The sequence below is a fragment of the Clostridium sp. CM027 genome (assembly GCF_024730565.1).
Classification (GTDB): domain Bacteria; phylum Bacillota; class Clostridia; order Clostridiales; family Clostridiaceae; genus Clostridium_AD; species Clostridium_AD estertheticum_B.
In genome coordinates this window covers 2,903,809-2,927,500 of the sequence record NZ_CP077725.1, presented here as the reverse complement: position 1 = coordinate 2,927,500, position 23,692 = coordinate 2,903,809, and the positions used below count along the sequence as shown (strand labels likewise).

Below are 23,692 nucleotides of genomic sequence, written 5' to 3'. Positions count from 1 at the left end.
TTCCTTCTTTTTTTGCTTTCAAAAGAGCAGGGTTATCTACTCTCATAGATGGTGTTTTAAAAATAACATCAAACCCCGTTAGATCATCTAAGTAATCTTCCCCTAATACCAGCTTCACGCCCTCTTCTTCGAAATCTATTGCTACCTGTCCCAGTAAACTATAATTTTTTTTATCAAAAGCTGTAACAACTGCCTTAAGCTTCACTAGAAAATGTATTAAAGGAATATTGCTAACTCCTATACCTACAACTCCAACTTTTTTTCCTTTTATAAATTCCTTAAATTCATTGAAATCCTTTTTCATATAACCCTCCATGTAATCTCCATATACTTTATATTATATTATATTATTTATTTTATAATTTTTTAGATTTATTCTATAAAAAAACAACGCATAGTATAACCACAGCCTACTCAAGCCTCATTATATACTACACGCCATTCTCTAAACCAAACTAACTATTCCAATTTAAAATTTAAAATTGTAGTTTTTCTTCTATAAACTTTTCTAAATCATCTATACTTACCCTTATTTGATCCATTGTGTCTCTGTCTCTAATTGTTACAGTATTATCTTCTAACGTATCAAAATCTACGGTTATGCAGTATGGAGTTCCTATTTCGTCTTCTCTTCTATACCTTTTTCCTATACTTCCGGTTTCATCGTAGTCTACGTTAAATTTTTTACCTAGCATAGCAAAAACTTCGAGCGATTTCTCTGATAATTTTTTACTTAAAGGTAGAATAGCCGCCTTAAATGGTGCAAGTGCTGGATGTAAATGAAGCACTGTTCTTACGTCTCCGCCTTCAAGTTCTTCTTCATCATATGCATTAACTAAGAATGCAAGAACAACTCTATCTGCACCCAGAGAAGGTTCTATACAATATGGTACATATTTTTCATTAGTAATAGGATCTAGATAACTTAAATCATTCCCTGAATGTTCCATATGCTTCTTTAAGTCATAATCAGTTCTATCGGCAACGCCCCATAATTCTCCCCATCCAAAAGGGAACAAGAATTCTATGTCACAAGTAGCATTACTATAGAAAGATAATTCCTCTTCTCCATGGTCTCTAAATCTTAAATTTTCCTTTTCCATTCCCAAATTATATAAGAAATTAGCACAATACTCTTTCCAATATGCAAACCATTCTAAATCTGTACCTGGTTTACAGAAAAATTCCAATTCCATTTGCTCAAATTCCCTAGTTCTAAAAATAAAGTTCCCTGGTGTTATTTCATTTCTGAAAGCCTTTCCTACTTGGCCTATTCCAAATGGAACTTTTTTTCTTGAAGCTCTTTGAACATTTTTAAAGTTTACAAAGATACCCTGAGCCGTTTCTGGTCTTAAATATATCTCTGATTTTCCATCTTCTGTTATCCCCTGGGAAGTCTTAAACATTAAATTAAATTTTCTAATATCAGTAAAGTCTTTCTTTCCACATTTAGGACATACTATTTCATTTTTTGCTATATATTCTTTTAACTCTTCATTTGACCATCCATCAGCACTAGCTACTTCTACTCCCTGATTCGTCATATGGTCTTCCACTAACTTATCCGCTCTAAATCTAGCTTTGCAATCTTTGCAATCCATTAGTGGATCTGAAAATCCTCCAACGTGACCCGTCGCAACCCATACTTCTGGGTTCATAAGTATAGCGCAGTCAACGCCTACATTATATGGACTTTCTTGAACAAATTTTTTCCACCAAGCTTTTTTAACATTGTTTTTAAATTCAACTCCCAGAGGACCATAATCCCACGAATTAGCGAGCCCTCCATATATATCGGATCCCGGGAATACGAACCCTCTGTTTTTGCATAACGCAACTATTTTATCCATACTTTTTTCAAATGTCATATTAATCCCTCCTATTTTTTTATAATCTAATGATATCTCGTTTTATATACTTCTCAATGGTCATTACAAATATATTAATATTACATCTTGTATCCTTTCCTATTTGACCTAAATATAACCAATTCAATCCATCACACCCGCATAAAGGCATGCTCTTTTATTTTACGTACAAAAAAAAGACTATACCCCAAGGGACGAAAATTATTTCCGCGGTTCCACCCTTATTGGCACATGCCCTACTTTAAGTTCTATACACTCAAAAGTTCCTTTCACAATAATACTTTGATTGTTTACACCAGCCACAACCTCTCTTATGAAGTACTACTACTACTCTTCTTTATCACAGTGAATTATTTTATTATACATTAGATTTCTTATAATATTGAGTTCCAAAAATAAAAAATGGCTCCGCGAAAAGGATTTGAACCTTCAACCTATCGGTTAACAGCCGAGTGCTCCACCGTTGAGCTATCGCGGATTATTATTGCTTACAACAACATTATAACATATACTTTTAAAAATTCAATAGTTTTTTCTTTTTTATTTAAATTTCATGATTTTAAGCACTGATGATTACGCTTAAGAAGTAAAAAGGATATTTTAGATTAACTAAAATACCCCTTTAATTTTTTTAAACTACTGGATTGGTTTCATTGTAGGGAATAGGATAACATCTCTTATTGAATAAGAATCCGTTAAGAACATTACCATTCTATCAATTCCTATACCCAGTCCTCCTGTTGGTGGCATTCCTGTTTCTAATGCGCTCATAAATTCTTCATCTATTAAATAAGCCTCATCATCACCCAGTTCTCTTTCTTTTGCTTGTTGCATAAATCTCTCTCTCTGAACTACTGGATCATTTAACTCTGAGTATGCATTACACACTTCTCTTCCAAACACAAAGCCTTCAAATCTCTCTGTAAACTCTTCATTCCCTCTCTTCTTCTTTGTAAGAGGTGATATTTCTACAGGGTAATCACATAAGAATGTTGGTTGAATTAGTTTCTCTTCCACATATACTTCAAATAATTCATTTAATATATCTGCTTTTGAGCAATTTTCTAATTCTTTTTTAAATTGTAAATGCTTTTCTTTAGCTATAACCCTAGCTTCTTCATTAGTAGCTATTTTATCAAAGTCCACACCTGAATATTCTCTTACTGCATCTACCATAGTAATTCTTCTCCATGGTGGTGTAAAATCTATCTCAGTTCCTTGATAATTTACTTTCATAGTTCCATGAACCTTTTCACAAACGTAAGCTATCATATTTTCCGTAATTTCCATCATATCATTATAATCTGCATAAGCTTCATATAATTCTATCATTGTAAACTCTGGATTATGTCTTATATCTGTTCCTTCGTTTCTAAAGTTTTTACCCATGTCATATACCTTTTCAAAACCAGCAACAATAAGTCTTTTTAAATATAGCTCTGTTGCAATTCTAAGATACATCTCAATATCAAGCGCATTATGATGAGTACTAAATGGTCTTGCTGCGGCTCCTCCTGCTACTGTGGATAAAATCGGAGTTTCAACTTCTAAAAATCCTTTGTTATCTAAGTATTCTCGGATATATTTAATTATTGATATTCTCTTCATAAACGTATCTCTTACTTGTGGGTTCATTATTATATCTACTTCTCTTTGTCTAAATCTTAAATCAGGATCTTTTAATCCGTGCCATTTTTCTGGAAGTGGTTTTAGAGCCTTCGCTACAAGCTGAAAATCTACTATATGTAGTGATATCTCACCAGTTTTTGTAACAAAAGGTGTACCAGTTATGCTTACAAAATCTCCTATGTCAAAACTTTTATATTCTTTTAATTTTTCTTCGCCTACATCATCTATTTTTATGTATAGTTGTATTTTACCATATCTATCATGAATATCAGAAAAACCTGCCTTACCATGAACTCTTTTAGACATGAGTCTACCTGCTACAATAACCTGAGCGCCTTCTAATTTCTCAAAATTTTCTTTAACTTCTTGTGATGTATGAGTTCTTTCAACTTTGTACACATCAAATGGATCTTTGCCTTCTTCTTTTAAAGCAGATAATTTTCGTCGTCTTATGGTTACCTGTTCATTATATTTAGATTCAAGTTCATGCAAGTTTTTCTCTTCGCTTTTTTCTTCATTGTTTTTTTCGTTCGACATTAATATCCCTCCTGTTTTTCCCAGGTCAGAAAATAATTACTAATCATTTATTCTGCCATATTTCTTCTATGTATATATTTCTTTAGGGCACCTACCAATTATAAATTGTTAAGTACCCCTATGTTCTATAAAAATTAAATAATTTTTAAACAATTACCCACGTCGCACTTCCAATACTTCATACCTACCAACACCATCTGGAACTGCAACTTCTATAATTGCTCCTGATTTCTTACCAACGAGTGCACATCCAACTGGTGATTCATTCGATATTTTATTTATCATTGGATCTGCTTCTGCTGAACCCACTATATAAAATTCAACTTCTTCATCAAACTCATAATCCTTAACCTTAACTATAGATCCTATACTTACTACATCTATTTCAATATCGTTTTCATCTATAACACTTGCATTTCTAAGCATATTTTCCAATTGTATTATTCTACCTTCAACAAATGCTTGTTCATTTTTAGCTTCATCGTACTCTGAGTTTTCGGTTAAGTCCCCATACCCAAGTGCTACCTTTATTTTTTCAGTAATATCTTTTCTCTTGACAGTCTTAAGAAATTCTAATTCTCCCTCTAATTTCGTAATTCCCTCATAGGTCATTACATATTGTTTTGGTACGCTCATTTATTTCTCCCCTTTTTAATTTTTATTAAATAAATTAGTAAACATCCATAAAATTCACTATCAACTAACAATACCCTAGCATATTACACCCCAACTACAATACTGTTTTCCTCGAAATATAGTAATTTCATATAATTTATATAATATAAGACTATTAGTTCAAATTGATAAATTATCGATTCTAAGATTTATTCTTAGAATAACAATACATGTAACCATTTAGCCATTATAAATCAGAGCGTTACTATTGTCAATATGTTACGAGCAAAATAGTCTAATATATTACATTATTGTTGAATTTTATTTTTTTAAGATATATACCATTATACTTAAGAGCTTTTTCAATGTCACTTTCTTGCATTTGACATAATATCGATCCTAAAAGTTCGATAGAAAAATCTCCTTTAAAAGTTTTCCAAGGCACATTATAACTTACATCATTTACAGCTATAATATTTTTTGGCGTGCTTATACTATTATCTAAGAACCAGACTAATTTCCCATCACCGAATTCATAGTCTTTAGATGAAACAATAAAATCGGCTATTTTAACAGCATATAGTTCATCATCTGTAACAATAGGAGATACACCAAAATTAGCGATAATATAATCTGCAAGCTTTCTAGCTTTTACCAAATCAGGCGATAAAAATACAATATACTTGCAATGCTTTGCTAATTCCACAATAATATTATAGTTTATTATTTCTACAGCATCATATATAACAATGCAGCAATTTTTCAAACTTTTGTTTCTCATTCTAATCATAAGTTGTATACTTTTTATAACACTAAAAGCTAAGAATCGCTTTTGAAATTCATTAAAATAATTATAATCCATAGGCCTCAGTGTTTTTGGCGATAATTGCACTTCATTACATTTACATATTTTTTTAGCATAAGTTAAATTGTTTAAATATGCTTTTCTATTAAAATTAGGTGGCATCCTTACACTCGTAACTTTAATATCTAATTCTTTAATGTATTCATTACTTATTACTTTCATCTTTAGTTTATCTTTAATTTTACTTAAAAATCCAAATTCATTATATAAATTATCTATATTTGAAGTTATACATAAAATTGGCTTCATACATCTGCACCTTATACATTAATGTACTATTATCTTATTCAGTGTTAATTATATAAATTCCCGTTTTAATTTTTAAATTATGCTTCTATGGTTTTCAAATAATTTTTATAAACCAAAAGTACCTGCTTTACCTCATCATAAGTATTTTTAGTATTAATTTCATTCTTAATCTCAGCACAGTTGTTAAGCCCTTTGATATACCAGGCTGTATGTTTCCTCATTTCTCTAACAGCCTTAATTTCTTCATAATATTTTACAGCTAAATTTAAATGCCTTATACACATATCTATTTTTTCTTCAGGAGTAGGGTATATAACTTTTTCTCCGTTTATTGCCTGCTTAATCTCTCTAAAAATCCATGGGTTACCCCTAGACCCTCTTGCAATCATTATAGCATCACAATTAGTGATTTCCTTTATTTTGACAGCATCCTCTACGGAAAATATGTCCCCATTACCTATTACCGGCACTTTAACATTTTCTTTTACAGCCCTTATAATATCCCAATCAGCCTTGCCTTCATACATTTGTTCGCGAGTCCTGCCATGCACTGCAATAGCATCTATCCCCGCATCCTCCATATATTTAGCAAATTCTACAGCATTAACATTATTTGAATCAAATCCCTTTCTAAACTTCACTGTCACAGGCTTTGTTGAAACCTTTTTCATTTCTTTTATTATTTGCGCTGCTAGTTTAGGATTCTTCATCAAAGCTGATCCCTCTCCATTTTTCACTATTTTATGAACAGGGCACCCCATATTTACATCAACCATACATATATCGCTTCTTGCATTGAAAATTTCACAGGAACTAGCCATAATCTTAGGATCATTACCAAATATCTGAACGGCTACAGGTTTCTCTTGACCCGAAATTCGCATAAGAGATTCTGTATTGTCACTTCCATAATATAACCCTTTAGCACTTACCATTTCAGTATATAGTAGACCACACCCTAATTCTTTGCACAACCCTCTAAAAGCAATATCTGTAATTCCTGCCATAGGGGCTAAAAAAACATCGTTTTCAAAGTTAATATTTGATATTTTCATTAAATCACCTATTCCCTATTCTTCTCATAAATCATTCTAAGGCCTTCTAAGGTTAAATTCGGATGAAACTCATCGATAGCAGAAGACTCTTTGGTTATTAGTTTTGAAAGTCCACCTGTAGCTACTACAAAAGGCTCTTCTTCTCCCATACTAATCATTTCACTTTTCATTTTATTAACAATATAATCTACTTGACCAATATATCCATATATTATTCCAGACTGCATGCTTTCAACAGTATTTTTACATATAACTGTTTCTGGTTTTACAAGCTCCACCCGAGGTAGCTTTGCCGCTCTCTCAAATAGTGCTTCAGAAGCTATTTTAATACCAGGACATATAGTTCCACCTAAGTAATTAGCCTCTTTGCTTATAGCACAGAAGGTTGTAGCTGTACCAAAATCTATTAGTATTAATGATCTTTTATAAATTTCATGAGCTGAAACAGCATTAACAATTCTATCCGCACCTACTTCTTTAGGATTATCATATTTTACATTTATTCCAGTCTTAATCCCCGGGCCTACTACCATTGGTTTCAAATCGAAATATTTTCTTATCATATGTTCTAGTGAATACATACTATTGGGAACAACCGAGGAAATTATTACGCCTTTAATATGTTCTGTTCTTATGTTTCGCTGATTAAATAATTGCATTGCTTGAATTCCGTACTCGTCAGCGGTTTTTTTTGCATCAGTTGATATTCTCCACTCTACAATTAACTCCTTTTCCTTAAAAACTCCTAAAACAGTATTAGTATTTCCAACATCTAAAACTAAAATCACTTTATACACCACCTATATAATTTAAAACAACTTGCAAGTCGTTTTATATTTTTGCCATTATAAAAACACAAAATAATGTATCCAATATTATAAATATTAATTTCAACCGTTCCTAATTTAACAATTTAATTTTAACAATTTGAACAAATTTGTCAAGTTAAATCTTTATAAGAAGTTTTGTTTAATTAAATCATCTCCTAGGTCACTGCAATATTAACGGTTACAGTGAAAGTTACACCTATAACGCTAATTCTATATATTATACCACAATCCTCAACAAATGTTGGTATATAATTACAGTAAGTTTCTTAGTAAATCGCACTAATATAAAGTTTCTGTTAGAATGGACTCTCTTTACTGGTTAAATGATATAAAAAAAGACATACAGCTAACTCAGAGGCCACTGAAAAACTATATAAAAAAATCGTCATCTAATTAAAGATGGCGATTTTTTTATATAAAAGACTAAAAAACAAAAAGGAATTTTAAAAGATATGTCGAATTAGTATAGTAGAATAAAATAAAAGGGGCTAAACTATTATGCTAAAAGGACAATTGGAAATAAAAATAAATACATACCATAGCTTATATTCGTTAATTATTCCGAAAGATAACATTTTAAAGCAAATTAATGACCTTGTTGACTTTTCATTTGTTTATGACGAATTGATGATTAACTATAGTTCATCTATGGGTAGAGGTGCTATTAACCCCATAATGCTATTTAAATATTTACTTTTGAAAGTAATATATGAATTGTCTGATGAAGATGTTGTTGAAAGAACTCTTTATGACATGTCCTTTAAATATTTTCTAAATTTAGCCCCAGAAGAAACAAATTTAATAAACTCAAGTACACTAACTAAATTTAGAAAGCTTCGCCTTAAAGACATGAATTTATTGGATTTATTAATAAACAAGACTGTAGAACTTGCTATAAAAGAGGGAGTTTTAAAAAGTAAAGCAATAATAGTTGATGCTACGCATACCAAGTCACGTTATAACCAAAAGTCAGCAAGCGAGGAATTATTGAAACGTGCAAAAAACTTAAGAAAAACATTGTACGGAGTACATCCTGGTATTAAAGAAGAGTTACCTAATAAAGTTACAACTGGAGTACTTGAAGATATTCTTGAGTACTGCAAATTATTAATTGATACCATAAACGAGAAGCCAGAAACTGCAGCAAATCCAGCTGTGAAAACTAAATTAAACTACTTAATGGAAGCTATTAATGATGACTTAGAAAATCTAAAAATATCAAAAGATGAGGATGCAAAAGTGGGGCATAAAACTGAGGATAGTTCTTTTTTTGGATATAAATCACACCTTGCTATGAGTGAAGAACGTTTAATTACAGCAGCTGTTATTACAACTGGCGAAAAAAGTGATGGAAAGGAGCTCATAACCTTAATAGAAAAAAGCCGTGAGGCTGGTATAGATGTAAATGAAGTAATTGGAGATACAGCTTATTCTGAAAAGAAAAACCTAGAATATACAAAAGAAAATAAAATTGCATTAATTTCAAGACTAAATCCTGTAATTTCACAAGGAATGCGAAAAAAAGAAGATGAATTTGAGTTTAATAAAGATGCTGGTTTATTTGTATGTCCGGCAGGTCATATGGCTATTAAAAAAGCAAAACAGGGAAAGAAGAATGTTGGTAAAAATCAAGTGCTAACCTACTATTTTAATGTAGAAAAGTGTAAAAATTGTGTTCATAAAGATGGGTGTTATAAAGAAGGCGCTAAATCTAAAACTTATTCAGTTTCAATAAAGTCAAATACTCACAAAGATCAAATAGAGTTCGAAAAAAGTGAATATTTTAAAAAACGAGCTAGGGAACGTTATATGATAGAGGCTAAAAACAGTGAACTTAAGCACCAACATAGCTATGATGTAGCAATATCGTCAGGCTTAATTAGCATGCAAATGCAAGGTGCATTATCAATCTTCACTGTGAATCTAAAGAGAATAATTAAGTTGAAAAGCATGAAATAGGGCTTTTAAAACTTAATTATAAAATAAAAAGCATGAGATATCCAAAATATGGACATCTCATGCTTTTTCTATTCAAGCTTGAAAACTCTACTAAATAAAGAGTGCTTTTTTCAGCGGCCTCCTAACTCACTGTATGTCTTTTACCAAGTTAAATCTTTGTTAAATCAATCTCACCTGAATCTGTTTTAGCCATTATAGCCTCAAAATCCACGCCTTCGAGTTTTTCTTTTAACAACAGTTCTTGAGCTACTGCATGAAGTTTACTTGCATTTTCAGCAAGAATTTTTTCAGCTTTTCCATAGGCTTCATCAATAAGCATCTTAACTTCTGAATCTATTTTATTAGCTATTTCTTCACTAAAGTTTCTACTTTTGCCTAAATCTCTTCCAAGGAATACTTCATTATGATCATTACCAAAAGATATTGGTCCGAGTTCATCACTCATACCATATTCCATAACCATCTTTCTTGCAATAGCCGATGCTCTATCAATATCATTCTTAGCACCTGTGCTAATATCTTTTAATACTAATTTTTCAGCAACTCTACCGCCTAATAACCCGACCATTTCATCTTTAAGTTTTAGTTTTGAAGTATAAGCAGTATCCTCTTCAGGTAGATGCATTGTGTACCCACCTGCCATTCCTCTTGGTATAATACTTATTTGATGAATCGGATCAGATAATGGAGAATATTTCATTACTACAGCATGCCCTGCTTCATGATATGCTGTTAATTTTCTATCTTTTTCACTGATAACTTTACTCTTCTTTTCCGGTCCAGCAATAACTCTAGTTACTGCTTCATCAAGCTCTTTCATTTCTATAACTGTTTTTTTATTTCTAACTGTAAGCAGTGCAGCTTCGTTCATTAAATTCTCAAGGTCTGCACCAGTGAACCCAGGTGTCCTTTTAGCTAATACATCAAGTTTTACTTCTTCTGCTAAATGTTTACCTTTGGAATGTACCTTTAGAATTTCTTCTCTTCCTTTAACATCAGGCGCACCCACTAATATATGTCTATCAAATCTGCCTGGTCTCAAAAGAGCAGGATCAAGTATGTCTGGTCTATTTGTTGCAGCTATCATAATTATGCCTTCATTTACACCAAATCCATCCATCTCAACTAATAGCTGATTTAGAGTTTGCTCTCTTTCATCATGACCACCGCCAACGCCAGCTCCTCTTTGTCTACCTACTGCATCAATTTCATCAATAAATATTATACAAGGAGCACTTTTTTTCGCTTGTTCAAATAAATCTCTTACTCTTGAAGCCCCAACACCTACAAACATCTCTACAAATTCCGAACCTGATATACTATAGAATGGAACTCCTGCTTCTCCTGATACTGCTCTCGCAAGTAACGTCTTACCTGTACCCGGTGGTCCTATAAGAAGAATACCTTTAGGAATTCTTGCACCTGCTTCTAGGTATCTTTTAGGTTGTTTTAAGAAATCTACAACTTCTGCAAGTTCTTCCTTTTCTTCATCTTCACCAGCTACATCATCAAATGTAACTTTCTTCTTATCTGGCGTTGCTATTTTGGCTCTACTTTTACCAAAATTCATTACACCTCTATTACCGCCACCGCCGCCACCTTGCGATTGCTGCATATACATAAACCAAAAGGCCACTAACATTAAAATTATAAGGAGTGTTGGCAAGACATTTAACCACATTGGCATACTAGCTGGCTTTAAGTATGTTTCTGTAACGCTTGCATTTGGGTTTTGGTCCATAACTTGAAGCAATCTCGTCAATGGGACTATAGTTTCATATCGTGTTCCGTTCTTTAGTTCTCCTGATACTGTTTTATCTTCTTTTACCTGAACAGTTTTAATATCCTTTTTAATCCAATATTCTTGGAATTTATTAACGCTGATTTGACTAACATCTTTGCTACTATCAAGTACGGTTAGTGCTGCATAAATCACAAGTACAAACACTACGATCCAGATTGATGCACTAGAAATTTTCTTCATTAGAAACCCCCCTCTCTTTTTATTCACTTTAAAATTTTATCACATTAAAAAGCAGTTGACAATAATATATATATTATTTTATACACATTTACTTATAAATTTCTTCCTTAAGTATTCCTATAAATGGTAAATTTCTATATTTCTCTGCATAGTCCAGGCCAAATCCTACAAGGAAGTAATCTGGTACATCGTAACCTAAATATTTAACATCTATATTGGCCGTTCTTCTTTCTGGTTTATTCAGTAAGCATATAATTTCTAAACTATTAGGTTTCCTTGCAGATAGTAACTTCATTAGATATTTAAGTGTAACTCCAGAATCTATAATATCCTCTACTATCAATACATCCTTTCCCTCAATTTCAAAGTCTAAATCCTTTAAGATCTTTACAACTCCTGAAGTTTTAGTGGAATTCCCATAGCTTGTAACTGCCATAAAATCCATTTTACATGGAATTGTAATTTGCTTTACTAAATCTGACATAAATATGACTGATCCTTTTAAAATACCAATGAGTATAAGCTCTTTGCCTAAATAATCCTTACTTATTCTTGCGCCCATTTGCCTAATTTTATCTCTTAATTGATCTTCGCTGTATACTACCTCTTTAATATCATTGTTCATTCTTATTCCTCTCTTCCAATTCTAATCTGCAATATATTTTTAGTATCCTTTGTAACCTTGAATTTTTCGCTAACCCTATATCCAACTACCCAACCTATATCATCGCCAAAACATATTAACGGTATTGCATTTCTTTGGGCTTTAGGTATTTTTAAATCTATAAATAAATCCTTTATCTTTTTACTACCCTTCATACCTAGTGGAATGAATCTATCCCCATCTTTTCTATACCTAAATATTATTGGTTTCTTAATTTTATCATAGTCAAAATACTTAATACAATCATTTTCTTTAAATTCTGTAAATTGTAGCTTAGGATTAACATCAATTTTTACTACTTTATTTAAAGAATGAATAAAGTTTTCCTGATTTATATTTAGAGAGTACTGATTGTTATTAGCTTCAGTAGCTTTTACACAAATATATATATGTATATTCCCATAACAGTTTTCAACTATTATATTCTGAGGTAGCATTATACTTTTACCTGTTTCATGTCTTTGAAGTTCTATAATACTATATATATGAACTTTTTCAAAATTATATAAATTATGATTCACCGCAAGCAAAGCACTCCTAATAATCCTACTTAAAATTGCTTCATGCTCCGCAAAAGCCGCCTTATTTATTATAACCCTTTGCTGACCTATCTCACAATGTTTTTTATACTCTTTTTCAGAAATATTTTCCAAATAATCATTGTCTTTTTTTACAATATCTGATAATCGGTTTAATGTTTTAATTATATCTTTATTAAAATTTTGTTCCATATATGGAATCAATTCTAATCTTACCTTATTTCTCGCATAAATATTTTCTAAATTCGATTTATCTATTCTTGGATTGATATTATTATTTAAACAATATTTCTCTATTTTTTTTCTACTAAGACGAAGTATGGGTCTTACATATATTTTGTCGCGAACAGGTCTTATTCCTACTATTCCCTCGATACCCGTTCCTCTCATTATCCTCATTAAAATAGTTTCAGCTTGATCATTAGCATTATGTGCCAAAGCGACTTTATTAGCATTTAATTTAACCATAAGTTGCTCAAAAAATTCATATCTAGCTTCTCGTCCTGCCATTTCACAAGATAAATTCTTTTCCTTTGAAATTCTATGTACATCCACTTTTTCACTATAAAAATCTATATTCAAACTCTCACAAATTTCTTTTGCATATTCCTGATCTTTATCAGACTCATCTCCTCTAAGACAATGGTTTAGATGTGCACCAATAAGTGTAATCCCAAGTTCTTCCTTAAAGTTGTTTAAAATATAGAGCAAACACGTGGAGTCAGGTCCACCAGAAAATGCAACTATAACCTTATCTCCCTTATCAAACATTGAATTCTCTTTTATAAAGTCCATAACTGTTTCTGACAAAATTTTCACTTCCCAAATTTATTTTTAAAATGTTTTCTGTTTTTTGCAGGTTTATATTTTTTAATACCATATCACTATATCATATTACTATATCATTTAGTAATATATATTTTCCATTTTTTTAGACACACCTTTAAATCGTCTCTTGGGTCGCTGCAATATTAACGACTTAGAAGGAGATTTAAACTCCCACCGAAGTTTTCAATTTGTTAGGGCATGTAACTCCCACTTATAGAAATGAGAGACTTTCCTTCTGAAATGCCGTTAAAAATGGGAAAAATGAAGAATGTAAAAGAGGTTCTTACCCCCATAAATACTTTCTCCATTTTTTAATCTCTTTTATTATATATTCCCTGATTTTTCTCTCAATTTACAGGGCATTAAAATATCTCTTTTATAAAATACATTTAGTATAGACTATATATCTTTGAAACAAGAACTGTCATATCATCTTTTACTCTATTGCCACTTAATTTTTTTGCTTCTGAGAGCAACCCTTCAGCTAAATCCTTGGGATTGTTGCAATTGTTTTTACCTAAATAATCAACTACCCAATCCACCCTCCCTACATTTTCATCATTGTAATCTAATACCCCATCACTAAGCATAACCATAATATCTCCATTTTTTAATTCCATTTGCTGTATATCTATATCTGCTTTATCTAAAACACCGATAGGAAGAGATTTTGATTTTATAATTTCTAAACTTTCACCTGATTTTAGAAAAGTTGCAACTGCCCCCACTTTTAAGAAATCAATTTCCCCAGTGTATAAGTCTATGCTGCTTAAATCTATAGTTGAAAATTTTTCTTCTTCGGAAAATCTCAATGTCATTATTGAATTCACAGTGTTTATAGCCGTAATTTTACTAAAACCTGCTGATGTAAACTTTTCTATTAATTCAACCGCAGCCTCGCTCTCTCTACCCGCTTGGGGTCCCGATCCCATGCCATCACTAATAACTGACATATAACTTCCATCAGGAAGCTTACCAAAGCTATAGCTATCTCCATTGGACTTTTCACCATCTTTACACTGCCTAGCCACATTAGATACCACATGAAACTTAGGTGTTTCTTCAATAGTTACCTTACATATATTGGTCTTCGGATTTATATTACACCCTTCATCACTAACACACATGCACTTGCCTGTGACCCCATTTATAATCGGCAATAAATCCTTTACACACATTTGCCTTCCACTGCAAGCGTTAAGTGACAATTTAATACTCAATCGTCCGAGCTTATCATTCAAACACATAAGATCATTGTGCTTAACTCTATTTTTATCTAAGGCTCTACATATAAGTTTTTCCATAGAAGTATCTATTTGAATTTCAGAATTAAAATCTTCAACAATTTCTCCTACAGAACCCGCCATATTACTAATCTGATTTGCTAAAAGCTCTCTGCCTTCACTAAGCCTCGTTCTCCACATTTCATTTATAATGTGCTTATTAACAATATCTTCTGTATTTTTAAGTATGGCGGTTCTCTTTATACATTTTCTTTCAATTTCTTCCGGTACGCTATTATTCTTCCTCTCAAAATTTTGAATTAATTCTTCAAATGCTGCATATGTATAATGTAATTCCCTTTTCCAACACATAGACTTCATATTACAATTACTACACACCCTGTCCGCAAGATTTTCAACCAACGCGCTGCTTTTACCTTTCATCGCCAATTTTTCATTATCCACTAAGTTATTTAATATATCTGACATATTAGAAAGTACATCTGAAAAATTATTTAGCCTTCCTACAAATGTATCTTTAATTTTATTTATATACCCCTGTTCTACATTTTGCTTTTTTTTATCGGAATTAAATTCTGTGGATAATTCGCTATAAACTTTTTGTGGTATTAGCAAAAATATTACAGCAGCTACAAAAGCTTCAAATATCATAAAATCAGATCCCGTAATACAATATATTTTTATTATTGAAAAAGCCACTAAATAAGATGTTGCACTTAATATCTTTCCAGTTTCTTTAAAAACACCCGTTATTAAGCCACAAACACCATACATTCCTATAAACACAATCATATTTTCAGAAGACATTCCTACAATAATACCCATGGCAATTCCTGATGCAGCACCAGCTCCACTTCCGTTAATGTAAGCTATTATTATAACAAATGCCAGGCCTAAAATATTCGTAATTGATATGGCAAATATACTTAGTCCCCAAGTACCTGCTATAATTAAAGAGCTTATAATTGACATACTTATTATTTCTTCATTCGAAAATATATGTTTTGTTTTAATCTCCTTAAAGCATAAAAGACTATAGTCCAGAATAAAATATAATGGGAAGATACATAAAACTAGAAAAAATGAATTTAAAAAAGCCATTAACCCACTTACCCGGGTTATGAAGAAATTATAGGTAAACAACTCAAATATAATAATAGCAAACATGCTAGCTAAAACTTTAGTTTTTGATTTTATTTTGTTGAAAACATGACTCAAAAAAGCAATTGTAACTATTACTAGTAAATATGATGGTATATTCTTTGCACTACCATTTAAAGTAATATAACCTAAAAATGTACCACTGGCTGTAATTATTGAAATTCTATGATTATTTACAAATATTGTAGCTATTAAGAAAGCTATACCAAATGGGGCAGTATTATTAAGAAGCAAGACCCTACTTATTAATAAGCTTATAACAAAATAAACAATTCCTGTAATAATTAAATTAGTATTTAATGCATTTTTCTTTTTTACTTCATCTTTTATCTTTCTAAGTCTTTCATATGGAAATATATCAATCCCGTATTGCATATTAAAAATCACCCACCCTTTAATCATTAGGACTCCATTATAGCAACGTCTCTTGGAAATAAATGTCATAAGATGGGGCGCTCATATATTTTTTATGAGACAATAATTTGTATATTTTTTACATTAGATTTTTACAATTCCCTATAATATAAAAAAACCTACCATATTAATATAGTAGGTTTTAAAATATTAAATGAAGCATGTCACTTCATGGCATTGTATATTCGAGAAATTTATACTTATATGTTTTTGCACATTATAGTTTAAGTTTTATAGTTTTCCAGCAAATAAAAAATAACTCACAATATAAATTGTGAGTTATGGTAGCGGAAATAGGACTTGAACCTACGACCCTTCGGGTATGAACCGAATGCTCTAGCCAGCTGAGCTATTCCGCCATAGTTGGTTGCGGGAGTAGGACTTGAACCTACGACCTTCGGGTTATGAGCCCGACGAGCTACCAACTGCTCCATCCCGCGATATTTGGTGCTGAAGACCGGAATCGAACCGGTACGGTGTTTAACCACCGCAGGATTTTAAGTCCTGTGCGTCTGCCAGTTCCGCCACTCCAGCTTACTTACTTGTAGTATACTTGTTATGAAGTTTTATTTTACTTACGTTCTAAATAATCTAAAACTTATTGGTTGCGGGAGTAGGACTTGAACCTACGACCTTTGGGTTATGAGCCCAACGAGCTACCAACTGCTCCATCCCGCGATATTTGGTGCTGAAGACCGGAATCGAACCGGTACGGTGTTTAACCACCGCAGGATTTTAAGTCCTGTGCGTCTGCCAGTTCCGCCACTCCAGCTTACTTACTTGCAGTATACTTGCTTTTAACTTACCTATTATGAAATCTTATTTAACTTACGTATTAAGTAATTTAAAACTTATTGGTTGCGGGAGTAGGACTTGAACCTACGACCTTTGGGTTATGAGCCCAACGAGCTACCAACTGCTCCATCCCGCGATATTGTATTTAAGAATAAATTTGAATTAATACGGCACTTGTTTGCTTTTAGCTAATTATATTTAGAATCTTATTTAACTGAAATAATGAGTGATTTAAACTCATTGGTTGCGGGAGTAGGACTTGAACCTACGACCTTCGGGTTATGAGCCCGACGAGCTACCAACTGCTCCATCCCGCGATATTAATGCTAAAGCCTAAACTTTAATTGATACAATATTTAACTATCATATTATTTTAAGCTCTATGTGTCTATTTATTTTTTCATACCAGCTTACTATTACTGTTAAATAAGTTTCTTAAAATCATTTTAATGTTATACTAATTTGCTACATATGTCAATAGTTTTTTATAAAAAACATATTATGTTTTTAAACTCATCATATGCCAAAGTGGTAGCGGAAATAGGACTTGAACCTACGACCCTTCGGGTATGAACCGAATGCTCTAGCCAGCTGAGCTATTCCGCCATAGTTGGTTGCGGGAGTAGGACTTGAACCTACGACCTTCGGGTTATGAGCCCGACGAGCTACCAACTGCTCCATCCCGCGATATTTGGTGCTGAAGACCGGAATCGAACCGGTACGGTGTTTAACCACCGCAGGATTTTAAGTCCTGTGCGTCTGCCAGTTCCGCCACTCCAGCTTACTTACTTGCAGTATACTTACTTGCAGTATACTTACTTGTAGCTTAGAAAATGCTACCTCTTGGCAACATGTTTTATTATATATGATGTATAAACCGTTGTCAATAACTTTTTTTTGTTAAAATAGGAACTAAATACTTAGTTCCTACAGATTTACTAATAGCTTGAAGTTTTTTTACTATAACCTCTTCCTTTTCCTTCTTGATGTTTTTTAACATCTTGAAATCTTTCTTCACTATCTTTTAGAAATTTAGTCATTATATCTTCAAATCCACTTGCATTTGCTTTGCTTTTTTCCTTTTCCCAATCTATTTCCATAGGTTTAATAGATTTTTTAGGCGCTCCAGCTTGTTTTATTGATAAACTGATTTTCCCATTATCATCTACAGAGATTACTTTAACTTTTACTATATCATTTTCTTTTAGATGATCATTAACATTTTTAACGAATGTATCTGAAACCTCAGATATATGCACTAATCCTGTCTTACCCTCCACTTCTACAAACGCACCAAAATTGGTGATATTTACTACTTTACCTTCTACAATACTTCCAGCCATTAAGGTCATATTAAAAATACTCCTCCTTAAAAATTATGTTTTTATTTTATATATTAATTTAATAATAAGCGTAACAATAATTATAGCATTTAGTTTTTATTATCCATAACAGGAGTTTCACCTTCTTTAACAAGACCTAATATTTCTCTTGCTAATTTTTCTATATATTTGTCAGTTTTAGATAACTCTACTTCATCCTGTAATACTTTTTTTTGTTCTTTTTTCTTTTGTAATTCAACATTATACTTTTGCAGCTCTTTCTTTTGTCTGCTCATAATTGATTGTTGCTGAATTAAAAGATAACATACATACATCATAGCAAAAACTAATACGGCACTTTTAATACTAAATTTTTTTTTCATATCCCATACCCTTTTCCTTTCAATGGAATGAGTATTGTTTACGCTTCATAAACCTATTCTAATTTGTATTCCACATTTCTTCAAGCTATTTCTTTATAATTTATCTTTTTTTTTTATTTTGAGCTTATAAACTAACAAATTTGCTGGGTATAAAATAGCATTCCATACAACCCTAAATACTTTCCCATTGAATATTATTAATTTATATTGTACCCTTATAAATACTCCACTTAATAGTTTCAAATATAAGTATACTCCTAATATTAAACATACATACACATAAAAGTTTATGTACCCTTTATTAGTATACATCAAAAATATAAAAACCACTATAGAAGTTAATGTCCAAAATAACAAATCCTGTATTATAGTCAGCACCTTGTTAGGATTTTCAAATCCCCTTATCAATCTATATATATCAAAAAATACTCCAGTTATTATTCCTGCTAGCAAACTGAAAATTATAAGATTAACTTGGCCTATCAAAGAAATTATCATAATTCTTCTACCTAAACAATCTTGATATTATGCTATCTTTTTTTTCTTTACTTTTGTCGCTAGTATACACAAAAGAATCCACTTGCCCAGTTATTATAACATCCCCATTTTGAACATCTAACTTGTTCATCTTTAATTCTCGTCCTTTTACTATCATTGTTCCAACATCTGTATTCAATAATATTTGGCTTTCATTAAAATTTATAACCTCTACAACTCCGTTAACAGTTAATTTTTTTCTGTTTTCAAGCATTAAACTGCTTTTCTTATCTTCTATTTTTATTTCTTTCTTCACTTCCATAATATCCCCCTTATTAGTTTTGCTCTAAAAAATTGGGAATTAAGAAGCTAATCTTATTCTCAATTCTTAATTAATGACATACAATTGTATTCCTATAAAATATATATGCTTATTAAACTTAATTAAGAATTGTATTTAGCAACATTTATTCTTTGTCTTCTCTTCCTGAAATTATTTCATACATTTCTTTTGCACTCTCTTTTGTCACATGCTCTGCAATATTTATAATTTTAGCTTTTAAAATTTGATTTGCAAATTTAATTTCTATAATATCACTCTCGCCTACTACAGTTCCTGCTTTTGCCACTTTATCATTTATAGAAACTCTGCCACTCTCGCAAGCTTCTTTTGCAATGGTTCTTCTCTTTATAATTCTTGACACTTTTAAATATTTATCTAATCTCATTTATACTTCCCCTTTTTAATGTTCTTTACCCATTCAATAATTCAACCAAAGTTTTTAAAATAAAAAACCTAGATATACATCCAGGTTTTTCACATCATAATAATATTATTTGTTAACTATATCTTTAAATTCTTTACCAGCTTTAAATACTGGAACCGTTGATGCTGCAATTTGAATTTCTTCCTTTGTTCTTGGGTTTCTACCCATTCTAGCTGCTCTTGCTCTTGTTTCAAAAGTTCCGAATCCAACCAATTGGACTTTTTCACCTTTTTCTAATGTTTCTTCAATACTTTCTATAATACCTTTTAGAGCTGCTTCTGCATCTTTTTTTGTTAAATTAGATTTTTCTGATATGCTTGTTATTAATTCTGATTTATTCACTTTTGTTGCCTCCTTGTTATTGAGTACATTACTTAGTAGTGATTATACTATTAAATAGCATATTCTTCACTGATTTTGAAATTCCTTCTTTTAGTCTAATTTTTATTTACAAATAAATTTATCGTCTTTTAGATTCGTTCCATAATTCGTCCATCGCAGTAAGTGTCATGTTCTTTAAATCTAAATCCTTATTCCTTGCACTTTCTTCTATGTACGCAAAGCGATTGATAAATTTATCTATAGTATAATTTACTGCAAATTCAGGGTCTATGTCAAGTAGTCTAGCAACATTTACAGTAGAAAACACCAAATCTCCCACTTCTTCTACTATTTTTACCCTATTATTACCTTTATATACATCTCTCACTTCCTGTAATTCTTCTAGAATCTTTCCCATAGCAAGTTCAACGCAGTCAAAGTCAAAACCTACTTTTGCTGCTTTTTGTTGAACCTTCTCTGCTCTCATTAACCCTGGCAGGTTTTTCGGAACATGCTTTAGCGTATCCGTATAACTCTTAAACCCTTTTTCTTCACTCTTAATATTTTCCCAACTTTCTAAAACTTCGTTACTATTTTTACCTTCTGAAACTTTAAAAATATGAGGATGCCTGTTTATCATCTTATTTGTGATGCCGCAAATAACATCATTTATATTAAAATATCCCTCTTCTTTTCCTATTTGTGCATGAAGTACAACCTGTAGTAATACATCACCTAGTTCCTCAATAATATTATCTTCATCATTGTCTTCTATGGCTTCTATAACCTCATAACATTCCTCAATAAGATATTTTTTCAAAGATTCATGCGTTTGCTGTCTATCCCATGCACATCCATTTTCAGCTCTCAATGTGTCCATAACTTGAATTAAATCGTGAAAATCTTTTGTAGCCTCTAATTCTTTTGGTATATAAATTGAGGTTAGATAGTCTATATCCTTTTGTCTATCTAATTCATATAAGTTAATTTTCCTTATACTTTCTAACCCTTTTATACCTGCAGCTCTAACAAAACAAATCTCCATATCATCTTTGTAATACTCAAGCAAAGCAAGTTTTACGTCCGAAGCTATAGAAACGTTATAAACTTGAGTTATTAAAAGTCCTACCCTTTTATCTAAAACTTGATTTTTTATATCAAAGGCATCTATTATTTTTAGTCCTTCAATAGGATCTAGTTTTAAGCTTTGAATCACTGCATCTATAAAGCTAACCGCGGGAAGAATTTCTATATCTATTTTGTTTTTTTCACAAAGCTTTATTAAAAGTTTAACAGAAGTTTCTGCCACAAGCGGGTGACCTGGAACTCCATATACGATGTCCCCATATATTTCGTGTTTCTTAATAAGATCTTCTGCAATAGCCCTATACACATCATCAAAACTATTATATTTTTCATATCTATCATCATAGGTTTCAAATTTTATACATATCGATTTTAGGTAATCCACAGTAGGGTGCTTTTCTGTTCTTAAATAAATCTTTTTACCACCTTTAAGAATTTCAAGTGTTCCTACAGTTAGTGATTCTACTGACCCAGGACCCAATCCCACTATTTTAATCATTAGCTTCCACTCCTTTATTTTTGCTTTAAAACTTTCTTTTTAATTTCCTCATATTCAAATATTCTAAGCAAAAAAATAAATATTAAATAAACAATAACGCCTATTAATATGGATATTAAACAAGATAATCCACTGCTCCTTGTATAATTATAGACATTAGCGTTACTAAATACAACTGCAACTATCATTATAATAGCAGCAATAGCTGGTTTTACAAAAGAGTCTACACTGTTGATTTTTATATTTAAATTTCTCTTTAGATCGTGCATATTTAATAAACAACTTGTAACATATCCTAAAATGGTTCCTATAACTGCCCCATAGATATTTACAAATGGAAGCGAGACTAATACGTACGTTATAATAACCTTTACGATGCACCCTAATGCCAAATTGTATACAGGCTTCATATAATTGCCTACGCCTTGAAGTATCGCAGTGCTGGTTTGCGTTAAAATTACAAAAGGTATGCATATTGATATATATTGTAGTATTTCATATCCGGCCGCATCTTTCATAAAAACCAAATTCATTATAGGATAAGCCATAAAAAACATCCCTAAAGAAGACGGCAGCGAGATAACATTAGACAATTTCACAGCCATATCTACTCTTTTAATAAGTTCCCCACTTCTTCCTAAATAAAACGCTTCAGCAATTATAGGCACTAGAGATGTGCACAGAGCCATTGAAAGAGCCAAAGGTACATTCATCAATGTAAATACCTTCCCAGTCAGCTGACCATACATTACGGCGGATTGTGTTTGCGAAAATCCAGCTTTTAGAAGTTGCTGCGGTACTAACATAGAATCTATCAGTGCCATAACCGTACCCACTGCAGCACCCAAAGATATTGGTAATGCAGCCTTACTTAAATCAGCTAAAATATGCTTGTGCTTTGTTTTTTTCCTTACTGACTGCCCTTTTTTCATTTTAGTATAAGTTAAAAATAAGTATATACTTCCCATAATTGCACCAACAAGGGTTCCAAGGGCCGCTCCTGCAGCCGCATATTCAATCCCCTTTGGAAACAATAAATATGCAAATAAAACTCCAGCGACAACTCTTCCAAACTGTTCTACTATTTGCGAAACAGCAGTAGGTCTAACATTTTGTAGCCCTTGAAAGAAGCCTTTAAAAGTACACATAACGGAAACAAAAATTGGAGCTATAGCAATTACCAAAAAAGAGTAATATGATTTAGGATCCCATTTAAGCATTGATATAATAGGCCTTGCAAACATTAACATAAGTGTAGTAGCTGCTCCGCCTAATATAATCATTAAAACAAGTGTTTGTCTTAAGACTTGGTGCGCTCCCTCCTGATCATTTTTAGCGGTCATCTCCGCAATAATCTTAGACATAGCAATGGGCACACCTGAAGCTACTGCTACAAACATCATATACAATGGATAAGACATCTGGTAGTATCCCATCCCCTCATCTTTTATAAGTGCTTGTATTGGAATTCTAAAAAACAACCCTAAAAATCTAGCAAATATTCCTGCCATCCCAAGTATAATAGTCCCCTTTATCAATGAATGTTTCTTCATAATAACCTCCTTATATTCCCGTGGTGTATGTAAGAATTACATTCTCTA

At 31.8% G+C, this 23,692-nt stretch carries 20 protein-coding genes and 11 tRNA genes (1 of these 31 cut by a window edge); 1 reads left to right on the top strand and 30 read right to left on the bottom strand.

What is annotated here, in order from left to right; all coding sequences use genetic code 11:
* The 8 genes from murD to KTC92_RS13855 form a co-directional block, all read right to left on the bottom strand.
* Positions 1 to 304: the 5' end (the start) of a UDP-N-acetylmuramoyl-L-alanine--D-glutamate ligase gene (gene murD, locus KTC92_RS13890; protein WP_220287807.1), read on the bottom strand. Its footprint begins 1,073 nt before the window's first position; 304 of the gene's 1,377 nt are visible here — the first part of the coding sequence; the start codon lies at positions 302 to 304; the stop codon falls past the left edge of the window.
* Positions 305 to 476: 172 nt separating this feature from the next.
* On the bottom strand, positions 477 to 1,868 hold the full coding sequence (locus KTC92_RS13885) for a glycine--tRNA ligase (protein ID WP_216304370.1): 1,392 nt from the start codon (positions 1,866 to 1,868) through the stop codon (positions 477 to 479).
* Between the two features lie 403 nt (positions 1,869 to 2,271).
* Positions 2,272 to 2,346 (bottom strand) — tRNA-Asn (locus tag KTC92_RS13880).
* A 158-nt stretch (positions 2,347 to 2,504) separates the two neighbouring features.
* Positions 2,505 to 4,034, bottom strand: a complete 1,530-nt coding sequence (gene lysS, locus KTC92_RS13875; protein WP_216304368.1) for a lysine--tRNA ligase — start codon at positions 4,032 to 4,034, stop codon at positions 2,505 to 2,507.
* Between the two features lie 153 nt (positions 4,035 to 4,187).
* Positions 4,188 to 4,670, bottom strand: a complete 483-nt coding sequence (greA, locus tag KTC92_RS13870) for a transcription elongation factor GreA (RefSeq protein ID WP_216304367.1) — start codon at positions 4,668 to 4,670, stop codon at positions 4,188 to 4,190.
* Between the two features lie 274 nt (positions 4,671 to 4,944).
* On the bottom strand, positions 4,945 to 5,763 hold the full coding sequence (locus tag KTC92_RS13865; protein WP_216304366.1) for a hypothetical protein: 819 nt from the start codon (positions 5,761 to 5,763) through the stop codon (positions 4,945 to 4,947).
* A gap of 77 nt (positions 5,764 to 5,840) precedes the next feature.
* Entirely contained in the window at positions 5,841 to 6,818 is a 978-nt protein-coding gene (gene dusB / locus KTC92_RS13860; protein WP_216304365.1) for a tRNA dihydrouridine synthase DusB, read from the bottom strand.
* An 8-nt stretch (positions 6,819 to 6,826) separates the two neighbouring features.
* Positions 6,827 to 7,606, bottom strand: coding sequence for a type III pantothenate kinase (locus KTC92_RS13855; RefSeq protein ID WP_216304364.1), 780 nt, complete (start codon positions 7,604 to 7,606; stop codon positions 6,827 to 6,829).
* Positions 7,607 to 8,146: 540 nt separating this feature from the next.
* Here KTC92_RS13855 and KTC92_RS13850 point away from each other — a divergent pair.
* Positions 8,147 to 9,607 (top strand): IS1182 family transposase, encoded by a 1,461-nt coding sequence (locus KTC92_RS13850; protein WP_220287894.1) that lies wholly within the window; start codon positions 8,147 to 8,149, stop codon positions 9,605 to 9,607.
* A gap of 148 nt (positions 9,608 to 9,755) precedes the next feature.
* Here KTC92_RS13850 and ftsH read toward each other — a convergent pair whose 3' ends face one another.
* From ftsH to KTC92_RS13740, 22 genes are all read right to left on the bottom strand, one after another.
* Positions 9,756 to 11,591, bottom strand: a complete 1,836-nt coding sequence (gene ftsH, locus KTC92_RS13845) for an ATP-dependent zinc metalloprotease FtsH (protein WP_165412323.1) — start codon at positions 11,589 to 11,591, stop codon at positions 9,756 to 9,758.
* An 88-nt stretch (positions 11,592 to 11,679) separates the two neighbouring features.
* Entirely contained in the window at positions 11,680 to 12,216 is a 537-nt protein-coding gene (hpt, locus tag KTC92_RS13840) for a hypoxanthine phosphoribosyltransferase (RefSeq protein WP_165412324.1), read from the bottom strand.
* 2 nt (positions 12,217 to 12,218) lie between these two features.
* Complete coding sequence (gene tilS / locus KTC92_RS13835; RefSeq protein WP_309137230.1) at positions 12,219 to 13,613, bottom strand: tRNA lysidine(34) synthetase TilS; 1,395 nt, start codon at positions 13,611 to 13,613, stop codon at positions 12,219 to 12,221.
* 398 nt (positions 13,614 to 14,011) lie between these two features.
* Positions 14,012 to 16,402 carry a stage II sporulation protein E gene (gene spoIIE / locus KTC92_RS13830; protein ID WP_220286289.1) on the bottom strand — a complete coding sequence of 797 codons (2,391 nt, stop codon included), beginning with the start codon at positions 16,400 to 16,402 and terminating at the stop codon, positions 14,012 to 14,014.
* A 321-nt stretch (positions 16,403 to 16,723) separates the two neighbouring features.
* Positions 16,724 to 16,800 (bottom strand) — tRNA-Met (locus KTC92_RS13825).
* Positions 16,801 to 16,805: 5 nt separating this feature from the next.
* Positions 16,806 to 16,881: transfer RNA gene (locus KTC92_RS13820), tRNA-Met, on the bottom strand.
* Positions 16,882 to 16,886: 5 nt separating this feature from the next.
* Positions 16,887 to 16,975, bottom strand: a tRNA-Leu gene (locus tag KTC92_RS13815).
* 68 nt (positions 16,976 to 17,043) lie between these two features.
* Positions 17,044 to 17,119 (bottom strand) — tRNA-Met (locus tag KTC92_RS13810).
* Between the two features lie 5 nt (positions 17,120 to 17,124).
* Positions 17,125 to 17,213, bottom strand: a tRNA-Leu gene (locus KTC92_RS13805).
* An 83-nt stretch (positions 17,214 to 17,296) separates the two neighbouring features.
* Positions 17,297 to 17,372: transfer RNA gene (locus KTC92_RS13800), tRNA-Met, on the bottom strand.
* A 105-nt stretch (positions 17,373 to 17,477) separates the two neighbouring features.
* Positions 17,478 to 17,553 (bottom strand) — tRNA-Met (locus KTC92_RS13795).
* A gap of 212 nt (positions 17,554 to 17,765) precedes the next feature.
* Positions 17,766 to 17,842: transfer RNA gene (locus KTC92_RS13790), tRNA-Met, on the bottom strand.
* Between the two features lie 5 nt (positions 17,843 to 17,847).
* A tRNA-Met gene (locus KTC92_RS13785) sits at positions 17,848 to 17,923 on the bottom strand.
* A gap of 5 nt (positions 17,924 to 17,928) precedes the next feature.
* Positions 17,929 to 18,017: transfer RNA gene (locus KTC92_RS13780), tRNA-Leu, on the bottom strand.
* Positions 18,018 to 18,174: 157 nt separating this feature from the next.
* On the bottom strand, positions 18,175 to 18,588 hold the full coding sequence (locus KTC92_RS13775) for a S1 domain-containing RNA-binding protein (protein WP_165412325.1): 414 nt from the start codon (positions 18,586 to 18,588) through the stop codon (positions 18,175 to 18,177).
* Positions 18,589 to 18,668: 80 nt separating this feature from the next.
* On the bottom strand, positions 18,669 to 18,941 hold the full coding sequence (locus KTC92_RS13770; protein WP_165412326.1) for a septum formation initiator family protein: 273 nt from the start codon (positions 18,939 to 18,941) through the stop codon (positions 18,669 to 18,671).
* Between the two features lie 93 nt (positions 18,942 to 19,034).
* The gene (yabQ, locus tag KTC92_RS13765; RefSeq protein ID WP_216304592.1) at positions 19,035 to 19,439 is read right to left on the bottom strand and encodes a spore cortex biosynthesis protein YabQ; all 405 of its coding nucleotides are present in this window, start codon (positions 19,437 to 19,439) and stop codon (positions 19,035 to 19,037) included.
* Positions 19,440 to 19,446: 7 nt separating this feature from the next.
* Positions 19,447 to 19,740, bottom strand: a complete 294-nt coding sequence (gene yabP / locus KTC92_RS13760; protein ID WP_216304591.1) for a sporulation protein YabP — start codon at positions 19,738 to 19,740, stop codon at positions 19,447 to 19,449.
* 145 nt (positions 19,741 to 19,885) lie between these two features.
* Positions 19,886 to 20,146 carry an RNA-binding S4 domain-containing protein gene (locus tag KTC92_RS13755; RefSeq protein WP_216304590.1) on the bottom strand — a complete coding sequence of 87 codons (261 nt, stop codon included), beginning with the start codon at positions 20,144 to 20,146 and terminating at the stop codon, positions 19,886 to 19,888.
* A 105-nt stretch (positions 20,147 to 20,251) separates the two neighbouring features.
* Positions 20,252 to 20,527, bottom strand: a complete 276-nt coding sequence (locus KTC92_RS13750; protein WP_216304589.1) for an HU family DNA-binding protein — start codon at positions 20,525 to 20,527, stop codon at positions 20,252 to 20,254.
* A gap of 118 nt (positions 20,528 to 20,645) precedes the next feature.
* A complete protein-coding gene (gene mazG / locus KTC92_RS13745; RefSeq protein WP_220286283.1) occupies positions 20,646 to 22,091 on the bottom strand; it encodes a nucleoside triphosphate pyrophosphohydrolase in 1,446 nt (481 codons plus the stop codon).
* Positions 22,092 to 22,105: 14 nt separating this feature from the next.
* Positions 22,106 to 23,644: a polysaccharide biosynthesis protein gene (locus KTC92_RS13740; protein ID WP_216304587.1), complete on the bottom strand. Its 1,539-nt coding sequence runs from the start codon at positions 23,642 to 23,644 to the stop codon at positions 22,106 to 22,108.
* Positions 23,645 to 23,692: the final 48 nt, after the last annotated feature.